At 61.7% G+C, this 13,908-nt stretch carries 8 protein-coding genes; 4 read left to right on the forward strand and 4 right to left on the reverse strand.

Annotated features, from left to right (window positions below; all coding sequences use genetic code 11):
• Positions 1-190: 190 nt before the first annotated feature.
• Complete coding sequence (lon, locus tag ACYAR8_RS12405) at positions 191-2,608, reverse strand: endopeptidase La (RefSeq protein ID WP_074888879.1); 2,418 nt, start codon at positions 2,606-2,608, stop codon at positions 191-193.
• 258 nt (positions 2,609-2,866) lie between these two features.
• Here lon and ACYAR8_RS12410 point away from each other — a divergent pair, with 258 nt between their 5' ends.
• The 4 genes from ACYAR8_RS12410 to ACYAR8_RS12425 are packed head-to-tail and all read left to right on the forward strand — an operon-like array spanning position 2,867 to position 7,216.
• Positions 2,867-3,538: a methylamine utilization protein gene (locus ACYAR8_RS12410; protein WP_463580044.1), complete on the forward strand. Its 672-nt coding sequence runs from the start codon at positions 2,867-2,869 to the stop codon at positions 3,536-3,538.
• On the forward strand, positions 3,535-5,880 hold the full coding sequence (locus ACYAR8_RS12415; protein WP_108122228.1) for an EAL domain-containing protein: 2,346 nt from the start codon (positions 3,535-3,537) through the stop codon (positions 5,878-5,880). The genes ACYAR8_RS12410 and ACYAR8_RS12415 overlap by 4 nt, the downstream gene beginning before the upstream one ends.
• Positions 5,881-5,894: 14 nt before the next feature.
• A complete protein-coding gene (locus ACYAR8_RS12420) occupies positions 5,895-6,785 on the forward strand; it encodes a DUF3034 family protein (RefSeq protein WP_108122227.1) in 891 nt (296 codons plus the stop codon).
• Positions 6,785-7,216, forward strand: a complete 432-nt coding sequence (locus ACYAR8_RS12425) for a group I truncated hemoglobin (protein ID WP_074888892.1) — start codon at positions 6,785-6,787, stop codon at positions 7,214-7,216. Before ACYAR8_RS12420 ends, ACYAR8_RS12425 begins: the two co-directional genes overlap by 1 nt.
• Before the next feature lie 181 nt (positions 7,217-7,397).
• Here ACYAR8_RS12425 and ACYAR8_RS12430 read toward each other — a convergent pair whose 3' ends face one another.
• The 3 genes from ACYAR8_RS12430 to ACYAR8_RS12440 form a co-directional block, all read right to left on the reverse strand.
• Positions 7,398-9,830, reverse strand: a complete 2,433-nt coding sequence (locus ACYAR8_RS12430) for a glucose/quinate/shikimate family membrane-bound PQQ-dependent dehydrogenase (protein ID WP_108122225.1) — start codon at positions 9,828-9,830, stop codon at positions 7,398-7,400.
• A 110-nt stretch (positions 9,831-9,940) separates the two neighbouring features.
• Positions 9,941-11,323 (reverse strand): carbohydrate porin, encoded by a 1,383-nt coding sequence (locus tag ACYAR8_RS12435; protein WP_083398766.1) that lies wholly within the window; start codon positions 11,321-11,323, stop codon positions 9,941-9,943.
• A 509-nt stretch (positions 11,324-11,832) separates the two neighbouring features.
• Positions 11,833-13,863, reverse strand: a complete 2,031-nt coding sequence (locus tag ACYAR8_RS12440) for a TonB-dependent receptor (RefSeq protein ID WP_074888898.1) — start codon at positions 13,861-13,863, stop codon at positions 11,833-11,835.
• Positions 13,864-13,908 lie beyond the last annotated feature (45 nt).

Genomic DNA, 13,908 nt, shown 5'->3' on the forward strand with positions numbered 1-13,908 from the left:
GGCGCGCCGCCCGCCCACCGCGGCCGCGCGCGCGCCCGCGCCCCCCCCCCCCCCCCCCCCCCCCCCCCCCCCCCCCCCCCCCCCCCCCCCCCCCCCCCCCCCCCCCCCGCTCCTACAAGTTCTGCGCTAGCGCAGCGCTGACGTTCGGCGTTGGCCGGTCGTCGCCGCTGCGCAGTCGCGGAGGCTGTGCTTAAAACAATATCTTCGCCACATCCGCAAAGCGTTTGGCGAAGTGCGCGGTGATGCCTTCTTTCAGGTAATCCGGCAGTTCTTCAAAGTTGCCGCGGTTGGCTTCCGGCAGGATCAGTTCGTAGATCTTCTGCCGACGCGCCGCGATCACCTTCTCCCGCACGCCGCCAATCGGCAGTACGTGCCCGGTCAGTGTCAGTTCCCCGGTCATGGCCACGCCTTTTTTCGGCGCCTGATTACGCGCCAGGGACAGCAGCGCGCTGGCCATGGTCACGCCGGCACTTGGCCCGTCTTTGGGCGTCGCACCCTCTGGCACGTGCAGGTGAACGAAGGCTTCGTCGAAGAAGCTCTTATCGCCGCCAAACTTCGCCAGATTCGAGCTGACGTAGCTGTAGGCGATTTCGGCAGATTCCTTCATCACGTCGCCTAACTGGCCGGTGAGCTTGAAGCCGCGGTTGAGCGTATGGATGCGCGTGGCTTCGATCGGCAGCGTCGCGCCACCCATGCTGGTCCAGGCCAGGCCGGTGATCACGCCGGTGCCCGACAACACTTGCTCGTTGCGGAACACCGCCATGCCCAGCGAGGCTTCCAGCTCTTTCGGGCCGATTTTAACCACGGTGTCCGGGTTGTCCAGCAGCTTGACCACGGCCTTGCGCACCAGCTTGCCCAGCTGTTTTTCCAGCTGCCGCACGCCGGCTTCCCGCGCGTACCCTTCAATCACCGCGCGAAGTGCACTGTCGCTGATCATCAGGCTGTTTTTCGAGACACCGGCCTTGGCCAGTTGCTTGGGCCACAGATGGCGTTTGGCGATGGCGAGCTTTTCTTCGGTGATATAGCCGGACAGGCGAATCACTTCCATACGGTCCAGCAGCGGGCCAGGAATCGAATCCAGGGTGTTCGCGGTGCAGATGAACAGCACCTTCGAAAGATCCAGACGCAGATCAAGGTAGTGATCGAGGAATTCGACGTTTTGTTCCGGGTCCAGGGTTTCGAGCAGCGCCGAGGCCGGGTCGCCCTGGAAGCTCTGGCCCATCTTGTCGATCTCGTCGAGCATGATGACCGGGTTCATCACTTCCACGTCTTTCAGCGCCTGCACCAGCTTGCCCGGTTGGGCGCCGATGTAGGTGCGACGGTGGCCTTTGATCTCGGCCTCGTCGCGCATGCCGCCGACGCTGAAACGGTAGAACGGACGGCCCAGGGATTCTGCGATTGACTTGCCAACGCTGGTTTTACCTACGCCCGGCGGGCCGACCAGCAGCACGATGGAACCGGAGATTTCGCCTTTGTAGGCGCCGACGGCGAGGAACTCGAGAATGCGGCTCTTGATGTCATCAAGGCCGGCGTGGTGCTGATCGAGCACCTTGCGCGCATGTTTCAGGTCGAGCTTGTCGTCACCGAACACGCCCCACGGCACCGAGCTTGCCCAGTCCAGGTAGTTGCGCGTGACGGCGTACTCCGGCGAGCCGGTTTCCAGCACCGACAGCTTGTTGATCTCTTCGTCGATGCGCTTGCGTGCCTGCGGCGGCAGGGTCTTGCCCACCAGACGCTCTTCGAACTGTTCGATGTCAGCGCTGCGATCGTCCTTGGTCAGACCCAGCTCCTGCTGAATGACCTTCAGTTGTTCCTTGAGGAAGAATTCGCGCTGATGCTCGCCGATCTTGCGGTTCACTTCGGCGGAGATTTCTTTCTGCAGGCGAGCAACTTCGACTTCCTTGCGCAGCATCGGCAGGACTTTTTCCATGCGCTTGAGCACGGGCACGCAGTCGAGCACCTGCTGCAGTTCGACGCCCGTGGCGGAGGTCAGGGCAGCGGCGAAATCCGTGAGCGGGGAAGGATCGTTGGGGCTGAAGCGATTGAGGTAGTTCTTCAATTCTTCGCTGTACAGCGGATTGAGCGGTAGCAGTTCCTTGATCGCATTGATCAGCGCCATGCCGTAGGCCTTGACCTCATCGGTCGGCTCGTTAGGCTGGTGCGGGTATTCGACCTCCACCAGAAACGGCGGGCGGTGATGCTTGAGCCAGGTCTTGATGCGCACGCGGCTCAGGCCCTGGGCGACGAACTGCAGCTTGCCGTTTTCACGGCTGGCGTGGTGCACCTTGACCAGCGTGCCGTACTCCGGCAACGCCTTGGTGTCGAAATGACGGGGGTCGTCGGGCGGGGTGTCCATGAAAAACAGCGCCAGCGAGTGGTGATCAGACTTGCTGACCAGCTCCAGCGTTTCGGCCCAGGGCTCTTCATTGACGATGACCGGCAGCACTTGTGCGGGAAAGAAGGGACGATTGTGGATCGGGATGATGTACACCTGATCCGGTAGATTCTGGCCGGGAAGGGCGAGACGCTTACTGTCGGAGCCGAGGATTTCGTGCTCGTGATCGTCGTCCGGGTGCGGCTGGTTGGCGTCGGATTGCTGGTCGCTCATGGGGCACCTGCATAAATGGAGATGAGCCTTAGATGGGGCGCAAGGCCTCAGGTTTCAATAGCGTCGGTCGATAGCAATGACTAAGCACGCTGATTTAAAAACTTCTGTGGCGTTGCACCAGGCCGTGGTATCCCATAAGTGATCGCCACGTGCTTTGCTGGAAGTCCGTCTGAAATCGCTGACCGTCGATCTGTGGGCTACGCTGGAAATCATTGCCAAGTAGGCTCTCTGCGGGCCTCGTTGTCTGGAACACCTGTCATGCGCCACGTTTTTATTTCATTGTTGCTGGTTGTAACCGCGCTGCATGGCAATCTCGCCGGTGCGGCGAGCCTGACCGCGGAATTCGTCGATGCGCAGGGCAAGCCGCTCCCCGATGCGGTGCTCACCCTGCGCGGCGCAACTGCGCCGACGGCCGGGACGCTGAAAGCCGACATGGACCAGCGCGATGTGCAATTTGCCCCCCACGTGCTGGCGGTGCGAACTGGTACGGAAATCAGATTCCCCAACAGCGATCAAATCCGCCATCAAGTGTATTCGTTCTCGACGCCCAAGCGCTTCGAACTACGGTTGTATAAAGATACTCCGACGGCCCCTGTGCTTTTCGACAAGCCGGGCGTGGTCGTGCTCGGCTGCAACGTGCACGACAACATGATTGGTTATGTGTACGTCACCGACGATGGTTGGTTCGGCGTGAGCAATGACAAGGGCATGCTGAGCCTGGATCAAGTGCCTGCCGGTCACTACACCGTCACCCTCTGGCACCCCCAGGCCGCGGACATGCTGCCGGTGTCCGGTGGCGACATTGACATTCCCGCCGGCGGCCTCAAGCAACGGTTTAGCATTGCCGTGCAGCCCGACGCCGATAACACCCCCGCCGCGCCACCGTCCAGCGCGTTCGGCGATGCCTTTCATAAAGCGGCCCACGAATGAAGGTGCGCATCAGCTTCCAGGCGCGGATTGCCGGCGTGTTGATCATGCTGCTGCTGATCGTGGTCTTCGCCGTGTTTATTGCGGTGAGAGCTGCGACCCAGGACGCGGTGCGCAAACAGGCCCAGGCCCAGCTTGAGGTCGGCACCCGGGTGTTTGAAGGCTTGCTGGAAATGCGTGGCAAACGGCTGCGCGACGCCGTGCAATTGTTATCCACCGATTTCGGCTTCCGTGACGCCGTGGCGTCCGCAGACTCGGCGACCATTCGCTCGGTGCTGCTCAACCACGGCGCCAGAATCAACGCCAATGACATGTTTCTGCTGGGCATGGACGGCACGGTCATGGCCAGCACCGTCGCGCAGATCCCCGAAGGCTCGCCGTTCCCCTACATCCAGGCGTTGCGTGAGCTCAAGGGCAAGAACCAGTCGATGCTGATCGTGCCGTTGCAGGGCCAGCCTCACTTGCTGGTGGAAAGCACCGTGCTCGCGCCGTTGCCGATCGCCCGCGTGGTGATGGGCTTCAGCATGGACGGTGATCTGGCACAGGAACTGCGCTCGTTGAGCGGTTTGCAGGTGTCGTTTCTGTCGATCGTGCAAAAGCAGCCGGGCCAGATGATCAGCACCCAGCCAGCGCCGCTGTTCGACAGCCTGCGCGGGGTGATGATGAACCCGCCCAGCGACGAGATGCAGATGACCGAGCATCAGAGTCAGAGTTTTCTGAGCAAAACCCTGCGGCTGGGGAGCAACAGCGACAGTGAGGTTGTGGCCCTGCTGCAGAGCCCGCTGGATCAGGCCATGCAGGCATTCGCGCCACTGGATAAGACGCTGTTCTGGATCACTGTCGTGGCGTTGGCCTCTTCGCTGGTCGGCGCGTTGTTACTGGCGCGCAGCCTGTCGCGGCCGGTCAGTGCTCTGGCCCAGGCGGCCCGGCGTATTGGTGAAGGTGATTACGCCACGCCGGTGGTGATGGATCGGCGGGACGAACTGGGCCTGCTCGCCAGCGCTATCAATTCGATGCAGAGCGGGATCGCCGAGCGTGAGCTGCAGCTGGCGCACAACGCCTTGCATGATTCACTCACCGGTCTGCCTAATCGCGCGTTGGTCATGGAGCGCCTCGGCAGCGCAGTGGTTGCCCAACGGCCTGTGGCGCTGCTTTATCTGGGCATCGATAACTTCCGCGCGATCAGTGCCAACGTCGGTCTTGAGGGCGTCGAGCAACTGCTGCGGATCATAAGCGAGCAACTCCAAGAGCCGCTGCGTCCCGGCGATACGGTGGCGCGGCTGTCCGACAACGAATTTCTGCTGCTGGTGCAAAACGCCGAGACCGACAGCGCCGTCGCGGTGGCTGACCGGCTGCAGCGTTTATTGGTCAAGCCCCAGCGCATCGGCGAGCAGGACATCGCGATGGATGCCTGCATCGGCATCGCGGCCTATCCGGCCAATGGCGATTCGGCGACCGAGCTGCTCAGGCGAGCGTCTATTGCGCGGCAGGACGCGGCGCAGTTGCCGGGGCGTCTGCAGGTCTATGTGGACGGTCGGGATGTCGCTCACTTGCGCCAGATCAGCCTGATCCGCGACCTGCGTCAGGCCGCGCGCAACGGTGAACTGTCGCTGCATTACCAGCCCAAACTGGACATCCGCAACGGCCGGGTCACTCAGGCCGAAGCCTTGCTCCGCTGGCAGCACCCGCAATTCGGATCGGTATCGCCGGCCGAGTTCATCCTGTTGGCAGAACGCACCGGCAGTATTCAGATCCTTACCAACTGGGTGATCGAAGAAGCGCTGCGTCAATTGGCCGAGTGGGCACAGCGCGGTCTGGTTCTGCAGGTCTCGGTGAATATCTCGGCGGACGACCTGTTGGACGGCAATCTGCCTGACCGCGTTGCTGCGCTCCTCAAGCTGTACCGCGTGCCGGCTGAACAGTTGATTTTCGAGATCACCGAGAGCGCGATCATGCGCGAGCCCGAGCAGTCGCTGAAAGTGCTCAATCGCCTGCGCGAATTCGGCATCAGCCTGTCGGTGGATGACTTCGGCACCGGTTACTCCTCGCTGGCGCACCTCAAGCGGCTGCCGGTGCAGGAATTGAAGATCGATCAGTCTTTCGTGCGCGATCTGGATGAAACCAGTGAAGACGCCGTCATCGTCCGCTCGACCATCGAGATGAGCCACAACCTGGGCCTGAAGGTGGTCGCCGAGGGCGTCGAGTACGAACACAGCCTGCGTTTACTGGAGCGCTGGCACTGCGACACCGCGCAGGGTTACCTGATCAGCCGGCCGCTGAGTGCGAGCGCATTCGAAGCCTGGATCGCCCAGGCCCAGCTTCCACCTCGTATGACGATGCATTGATGGAACAGGGACTTATGGCACGAACTCTTTCGACGTGTTTGAGCCCCGTGGTACTGGCCAGTGTGGTTGGGGCCTGCGCGGCGTGGGCTTCACCAGCGGCCGAGGCCGAGCAAGGCCGGCTGATTGCTACCGGCGGCGCCAGCAGCATTGAAGGCGGCGCAGGCGGCGGAATCATTCCCTGGGCCATGCTGGCCGGGTATGACGAGCAGGGCGAGTGGGGCGGCAACGCGTTCGCGACCCATGTCGACTTGCCGGACTACACGCTCGATGTGGTCGGCGCTGCGGCGTCCTACGGTAATCGCGTGGAGATTTCCTACGCCCACCAACGCTTCGATCTGGGATCACTGGTCAGCAAGCTCAACCTTCCGGAAGACAACCTCACCCAGGACATCTTCGGCGTGAAGGTCCGCCTGTTTGGCGACCTGATCTACGATCAGCTGCCGCAGGTTTCAGCGGGCCTGGAATACAAACACCAGAACGATTTCCTCATCCCCAGTCTGGTCGGCGCCAAGCGGGATTCGGATGTCGAGGGCTACGTCACGGCGAGCCGTCTGTTCATGGGCGCGGCCTTTGGCTACAACGTAGTGGTCAACGCCGGCTTGAGGTACAGCCGCGCCAACGAAACCGGTTTGATGGGCTTTGGCGGCGACCGGCGCGATACCCGCAGCGTACTGAAAGAGGGCGGCGCAGCCATCCTGTTCAACCCGCACTGGGCGGTGGGCATGGACTACCGCGAGAAGCCCGATAATCTGTCGTTCGCCGGCGAAAGCGACTGGGCGGACTTCTTTGTCGGCTGGTTCCCCAACAAGCATGTTTCCGTAGTGCTGGCCTACGCCCGGCTCGGTGAAATCGCCACGCTGGACAACCAGAACGGCACCTACCTTTCTGTGCAGGGGAGTTTTTGATGGGACGGTCTTTGTGGCTGGTCGTCGGGCTCAGTCTGTCGTTGCTGGTGGGGTGCGCCCAACAGCCGCCCAAGGACGACAGCCTTTATCAGGACCTGGGCCAGCGCGCCGGCATCCAGAAAATCGTCGAAGGCATGCTGCTGCACATCGCCCAGGATGACCGCATCTATAAATACTTCGCCAAGGTCGACATCGTCAGGGTGCGCGACAAGCTGGTTGAGCGGTTCTGCGTCGAGGCAGGCGGGCCATGCACGTACACCGGTGACTCCCTGGAGGAAGTGCACAAGGGCATGAAACTCAGCCGCAGCGATTTCAACGCGCTGGTTGAGGACCTCATTGCTGCGATGAACGAGCAGCACATTCCGGTCCCGACGCAGAACCGCTTCATTGCTCGACTCGCGCCTCAGCGTGGGGAGGTAATCGAGAAGTAGGAGTGAAAGGGGACGAGTGAAAGGGGACAGATTAATTTACGGTGAAGCGTTGTAAATAAATCAGTCCCCTTTAGCGGTGAGTCCCCTTTAGCGAAACCACTTTTCAATGCGCAGAAAAAAAGGCGGTCACCTCACGGGACCGCCTTTTCTGTTACTGCACGACACTAATCAGTGAAGCGGATCAATCCGGCAGTTTGTAGGCGATAACGTAATCGCCCTGTTTGGTGCCCAGCGAACCGTGACCGCCTGCAACGACCAGCACGTATTGCTTGCCGTCCTTGCCGGTGTAGGTCATCGGCGTGGTTTGAGCGCCTGCTGGCAGACGGCCTTCCCACAACTGCTTGCCGTTACGAACGTCGTAGGCGCGCAGGTATTGGTCCAGCGTTGCGCTGAGGAACGACACACCGCTGGCGGTGATGAACGTGCCGCCCAGGCTTGGAACGCCCATGGTCAGCGGGATCGGAACCGGCGCGCTGTCACGCACGGTGCCGTTCTTGTGCTTCCAGATGGTCTGGTGGTTGGTCAGATCGACCGCTGCCACGTAGCCCCATGCTGGCGCCTGGCAAGGCAGGCCCATTGGCGACAACAGCGCTTCGAGGATGACACCGTAAGGGGCGCCCTTGTTCGGCTGCACGCCTTCGGTTTCGCTCTTGCGACCCGGGCCGCCTTCGACTTCGGCCGCCGGTACCAGTTTGGAACGGAACGCCATGTAGCTCGGGTTCACGAAAGCAATCTGACGCACCGGATCGACCGAAATGCCGCCCCAGTCGAACACGCCGAAGTTACCCGGATAGACCAACGTGCCTTGCAGCGACGGTGGAGTGAACGGGCCTTCATAACGCAGGGATTTGAAGTCGATGCGGCAGAGCATTTGATCAAACGGCGTCACGCCCCACATGTCGCGCTCTTTCAGCGGCGGCGGCATGAAGTTCAGATCGGACTTCGGCTGGGTAGGCGACGTGTGATCGCCGGCAACAGCGCCCTGGGGTACAGGGATTTCGTTGATTGGCACGATGGGCTGACCGTTGCTGCGGTCCAGCACATAGATGCTGCCTTGCTTGGTCGAGGCCAGAACAGCAGGCTTCACGCCGTCAGCGGTCTTCATGTCCATGAGCGTTGGCTGACCGCCGACGTCCATGTCCCACAGGTCGTGGTGAGTGAACTGGAAATGCCATTTCACGTGACCGGTGGCGATGTCTAGTGCGACCAGACCTGCGCTGAATTTCTCGGACGCCTCGGTGCGGTTGCCGCCCCACTGGTCAGGCATCTGGTTGCCCATCGGCAGGTAGAGCATGCCCAGCTTTTCGTCGACGCTGAACATCGACCACATGTTGGGCGAGTTGCGGGTGTAGGTCTTGCCTTCGGCAAGCGGCGTGGTGTCGTCCGGATTGCCGCTGTCCCAGTTCCAGACCAAACGGCCTGTGTGCACGTCGAACGCACGGATCACGCCCGAAGGCTCGTCGGTGGAAAGGTTATCGGTGACGTGACCGCCAATGACCACGAGGTCTTTGGTCACTGCCGGTGGCGATGTCGAGTAGTAACCGCCCGGTGCGTAAGTGCCGATGTTGGCGCTCAGGTCGATGGAGCCGTTGGTGCCGAAGTCTTCACACATCTTGCCGGTGTCGGCGTTCAGGGCGATCAGACGGGTGTCGGCGGTCGGCAGGAAGATACGACGCGGGCAGGCATTGGCTGCGCCGGCAACCGCTGGAGCAGCAGGGCTTTGCGCAGGTGCGGCAGCGTCGGTCGGCGCGGTGGCAGCGTAGGCGGCGTCATCGTGATACGACACGCCACGGCAGGTCATGTGCGCCCAACCCTTGAAGTTGGCTGCCTTGCCGCTGCTGATCTTCGGATCGAAGCGCCAGATTTCCTTGCCGGTGTCCGGGTCCAGTGCGATGACCTGGCTGTGCGGCGTGCAGACGTAGAGCATGCCGTTGACTTTCAGCGGGGTGTTTTCGGCCGTGGTTTCACCCGGATCGTTCGGACCCGGAATGTCGCCCGTGCGATAGGTCCACGCCGGGACCAGCTTGCTGACGTTGTCCGGAGTGATCTGCGACAGCGGCGAGTAGCGATCACCGAAGGCGGTGCGGCCGTAGGACTGCCAGTCGCCGTCAGGCATGGCCGGGGCGGCGCTGGTGGTGCCGGCGGTTTCGCGGTCCAGCTGGCCTTTGATTTCACCCGGGTTGGTGAACTGGCTGGCCAGTGCGGCGATGCCCGCGACAATCACGGCGGCGCCCAATGCGCGCGTACCGGCATCGCCGACCTGGCCACGCAGGACCGGACGACGGAACCATGGCAGCAGCATCACGATGCCCAAGGCAAACCAGAGTGCCAGGCGCGGCACCAGCTGCCACCAATCCAGGCCCACTTCCCACAATGCCCACACGGTACTGGCGAACAACACCAGTGCGTACAGACCGAATGCCGCGCTGCGACCCATCATCAGCAGGACGCCGGTGATGGCGAAGCCGATGCCGGCCAGGAGGTAGTAAAGCGACCCGCCCAGCGTCAGCAGTTTGATGCCGCCGACCAGCAAGGCCAGACCCATTATCAGAATCACCAGCCCGAGCAAGCTCGGAAGCAGGCGACCCTTACCGAAAGCACCCTCAGTGCTCATAAGTGTTGTACTCCGTAACGATGTGGTGGTTAACGCGTGTTGGCGTGAAGGCGCGGCGGTTAAGCCAGGCCTTCAATGCCGATGCCTGGATGCAGACGGACGAGTGCTGATCAGAATGAGGACTGGATTTTCAACCCCGCGACCAGTGCGTCATCAACCTGATTCACGCCGCCCGGATGACGGATGAATTGCAGGTTCGGGCGCACGGTCAGCCAGTTGGCGACGTGCACGCCGTAGTAGATCTCGGCGTTGTATTCGGTGTCCTGCACAGGCAGGAACGCCGGATCGTTGTAGTCCGAGACGCCTTCGGCCTGATTGCGCAGGTTGATGTTCTTGCGGTACGCCGGGTTGACGTGGATGCGGCTGATGCCGACGCCGATGTCATCCTCGGGGCGCGCGTCGAACGGGCCCTTGTACGTCGCGCCGAGGGCAACGAAGTTGTCGATCATGTTGGTTTTCTTGTCGTGCAGCGTGCCGTTGGCGAACAGGCTCAGGCCCCGGCTGTTGTCGCTGGCCTCGCTGGTGACTTGCTGGCGCAGGGTCAGCCACATGCCGTGTTTGCTGGACGACGGGGCGTAGTCATCGCCGCTCCGGGCGGCGTATCCGCCGTTGCTGTCCTTGTAGACGTCGCTGCTGTCGGCAGTGCTGTAGTAGTAACCGGCGCGGTATTCGCCCGGCAGGCCGTTGACCTTCGGCGACCAGACCACCTCGACCGGCAACACGGCGCCCTTGGTGCCGCTGCCGCTGAGTTTGAAGGCGTTGTCGTTTTCAAGATTCGACGGGTTCTGTTCGAACGCACCAACCTGCACGAACAGTTCAGGGCTCAGCTGATATTTGACGCGTATTGCCCACTGGCTGACCGGCCAGTTGTACCAGATCCCGCCGTCCCAATTGCCGACCTGGGAGCCGCACAGCGCCAGGTTCTGGAAGTCGCACGGAAAGGTGTTGAAATCTTCGCCTTCGTTGAACCGGCCGACCTTGACGCTGAGCGTCTGGTCGAGAAATTTCTGCTGGTACCAGAGGTCGGTCAGGCGCGTGACGCTGCCTCGGCCCCAGACTTCCTGGGACGACGAAATGGTGCCGGTGCGCGGATCGCCCACACGGTCATTGCTGATGTTATCGCCGTTGCGATTAGTCAGGGTCAGCTGAAATTCGGCGTCGTGCCAGCCGAGGATCTTCTGCAGGTCCATGTGCGCACCGAGGGCGAACTGGTCGCTGTAACGGGTCGCCTTGTCATGGTTGTAACCGCCGTGCAGATTTGAGCCCACCTCGACCACGGAATCGAGCTTGAAGTCGTAGCCCCGTTCGGAGAGCTCGCTGCGCTTGCCGCCCCAGTCACCCAGCATCCATGGTGACGTGCTATCGAACGCCGGCTCGGCATGGGCGCAGCTCGCAAACCCCAGCGCGGCAAGGCTCAGCGCGCTGGCATGACGAAGGGCTCGGGACGATGTGCAGGTCGGGGTGCAGATCGGGCGTTTCAGATGACGGGGCATAGGGCGTGAGGTCTTTTCTGAGTTATTCGAGAGCAAAAGGCGATGCCGCTCGCAACGCTTTGGAGGCGCATTGCAAGGTCTTAACAAATGACGAATTAACCGTTTCAGCGTTTAGGGCGGCGATGATAGGACGCTAACGATTTTTTAAAAAGTCAAAATTGCGACATGGATCGTTGCGATCGGCGTAATAGTGGCGGGGAGTCCGGGTAGCGCTGTCCATCGTCTGGCCCGGGTGTATGCTTTGTAAGAGAGCAGGTTGATGTCCCGCCGACCCTTACAGAGGGAGCGGGGATGGGGGTTTAGAAAAGGGGTCTCCAGATTGTAGGATTTTGCGGCGTGGCGGCTGGCGCGACCCAAATGCAGGACTGGCTTTAGCCGGGAAGAGACCGGTTCGAACACCGTAGATGTACGGCGTGGCAGATGATGCTTTCCCGGCTGAGGCCGGTCCTACTCAGTGAGGGGCCCGTTGGGGCCGCTCAAGTTGCGGCGTTACCGTTCAGGTGTGCGCTCTAAAATGTCGTCCGGAGCCCGACTTCGACACTGCGGCCTTCAGCCGGGGCGATGTCGCGCAGAATGGAGCTGGCGTAGCGCACGGTCTGATTGGTGAGGTTCTCGCCGCTGACGAACGCCAGCCACTGACTGCCACCCACCTTGAAGGTGTAGCCGGCACTGGCCCCCAGCGTCGTGTACCCGTCGGTGCCGGTTTCGTTATCCGGCACGCGCCGTTGCGAAGCAGCGTGTTCGAGGTCGATCCTCGCTTGCCACTTGTCCACTTCCCACAACAATCCGCTGTTGAGCCGCAAAGGGGCGATGCGCGGCAGGGCCTCTCCGGTATCCAGGTTCTTGGCACGGGTGTAATCGCCGGACAGCTCCAGGGCGAAATTGCCATACCGGGTTTCGCCGAGCTTCCAGTGATCCTTGGCCTCGAAACCGGCAAACCGAGCGCGCACACCTGAGTAGGTGTATTCGGGGATGCCATCAGGGTCTTCAGCGCCTTCATCGTTTAAGGTCCGGCCGCTGCCCAGCAGTCCGATGTAGTTGGAGAAGTGGCTGTAAAACACGCCAACACTTCCTTTATGGATACCGTTGTCGAAGCGCAGCGCCAGATCGCTGGAAACGGCTTTCTCTTTGGACAGGTCGGCATCCCCGACTTCGTACGTGCCAGTGGCGACGTGAGCGCCATTGGCATAGAGCTCATAGAACGTCGGCGCTCGCTCGGTGTAGCCAAGGGTCGCCGCCAGCGACCAGATCGGCGTCAGCGTGTAAACGGCACCGGACGAAACGCTCCCTGCAGTAAAGCTGCTTGAGCTGTTGGCGTTGGCGAATCGCTCGTTGCCCCCGCCGTCCGGGTCCACGGTGGAGTGTTCAATGCGGCCACCCAGGCTGAGCTTCAGGCGGTCAGTGGCCTGCAGCTCTTCCAGAATGAACAAGGCACCGGCGTCAGTATCGGTCTGCGGGACGAAGGCCTCTTCGCCAAGTGCTGAAAACTCGCTGCGCGTCACTTGGGCGCCGACGATGCCTTCAACCGGGCCGATTGGCTGATGCCGGGCTTCGACGCGGGCTTCATAGCCCTTGTTCTTGAACGTGGTGCCGACTTCGCCGTCTTCGATTTCCATGTGCTTGTAATCGGTATAACCGGCGTCGAGTTTTACCGAGCTGAACAGGCCGGAGAGATTGCGGATCTCGGAGGCAAATGCGTAGTGGTCCTGCTTCATGCGGATGCGCACGCCTTGCTCGGCAGGCGACCCGTAATTGGAGTCGTAATTGCTGTAGGAAAGCCCGGCGTAACCGTCGTCCCAAGTGTAGGAGCCTCCGACCGCGCCTCCGTCCTGTCTCCCATCGCTGTTGCCAAGGCGGTGTTTTTTGTCGCCGTCTTGCGGATCCCGCGCGCGTTCATCGGCGGTGCGGGCATACCCCGGGATCTTCAGGTCGTTGAACTCCCGCGCGTTGGCGTCCAGGTGCAACGCAAAAGTGCCATTGCCCGCTTCCAGCTTGCCCGCGCTGCTGCGGGTTGTGTCGGCACCGCCATAACGCAACTCACCCGCGCCCTGAATGCCCTCGATGGCTTCGCTGGGGATGCGGTTGTCGAACGTGTTGACCACGCCGCCGATGGCGCTGCCCCCGTAAAGCAGCGCTGCAGGGCCGCGCACGATTTCAATGCGGTCGACGTTGACCGGATCCAGCGGCACCGCATGATCGTAAGACAACGAGGAGGCGTCCAGCGCGCCGACGCCGTTTCGCAGAAGCCGGATGCGATCGCCGTCCAGCCCCCGGATGATCGGCCTGCTCGCGCCCGGTCCGAAATAGGAGGATGAGACGCCGGGCTGTTTGTTCAACGTCTCGCCCAGGCTGCCTTTCTGTTGCAGGGTCAGCGCATCGCCGGTCAGTACAGTGCTTGGCGAGGCAAGTTGATCGCTGCCCAGCGGGTTGGCGGTGATGATTTGCGGCTCCACCTCGATGGCGTACGCAGGTGAGGTGATCAGCAATGCGGCAGCAAGCGGCGTCAGGCGCCACGGACGGATTTGTGAGAGACGGGACATGCGACGTTTCCTTGAACAACGATTCAAAAGATGCGATTTGTAATT

The organism is Pseudomonas sp. HP_01 (assembly GCF_055284355.1).

Bases quoted from the DNA above. Each gene is read 5' to 3' on its own strand.
- lon (WP_074888879.1), bottom strand. From the start codon at position 2,608: ATGAGCGACCAGCAATCCGACGCCAACCAGCCGCACCCGGACGACGAT.
- ACYAR8_RS12410 (WP_463580044.1), top strand. From the start codon at position 2,867: ATGCGCCACGTTTTTATTTCATTGTTGCTGGTTGTAACCGCGCTGCAT.
- ACYAR8_RS12415 (WP_108122228.1), top strand. From the start codon at position 3,535: ATGAAGGTGCGCATCAGCTTCCAGGCGCGGATTGCCGGCGTGTTGATC.
- ACYAR8_RS12420 (WP_108122227.1), top strand. From the start codon at position 5,895: ATGGCACGAACTCTTTCGACGTGTTTGAGCCCCGTGGTACTGGCCAGT.
- ACYAR8_RS12425 (WP_074888892.1), top strand. From the start codon at position 6,785: ATGGGACGGTCTTTGTGGCTGGTCGTCGGGCTCAGTCTGTCGTTGCTG.
- ACYAR8_RS12430 (WP_108122225.1), bottom strand. From the start codon at position 9,830: ATGAGCACTGAGGGTGCTTTCGGTAAGGGTCGCCTGCTTCCGAGCTTG.
- ACYAR8_RS12435 (WP_083398766.1), bottom strand. From the start codon at position 11,323: ATGCCCCGTCATCTGAAACGCCCGATCTGCACCCCGACCTGCACATCG.
- ACYAR8_RS12440 (WP_074888898.1), bottom strand. From the start codon at position 13,863: ATGTCCCGTCTCTCACAAATCCGTCCGTGGCGCCTGACGCCGCTTGCT.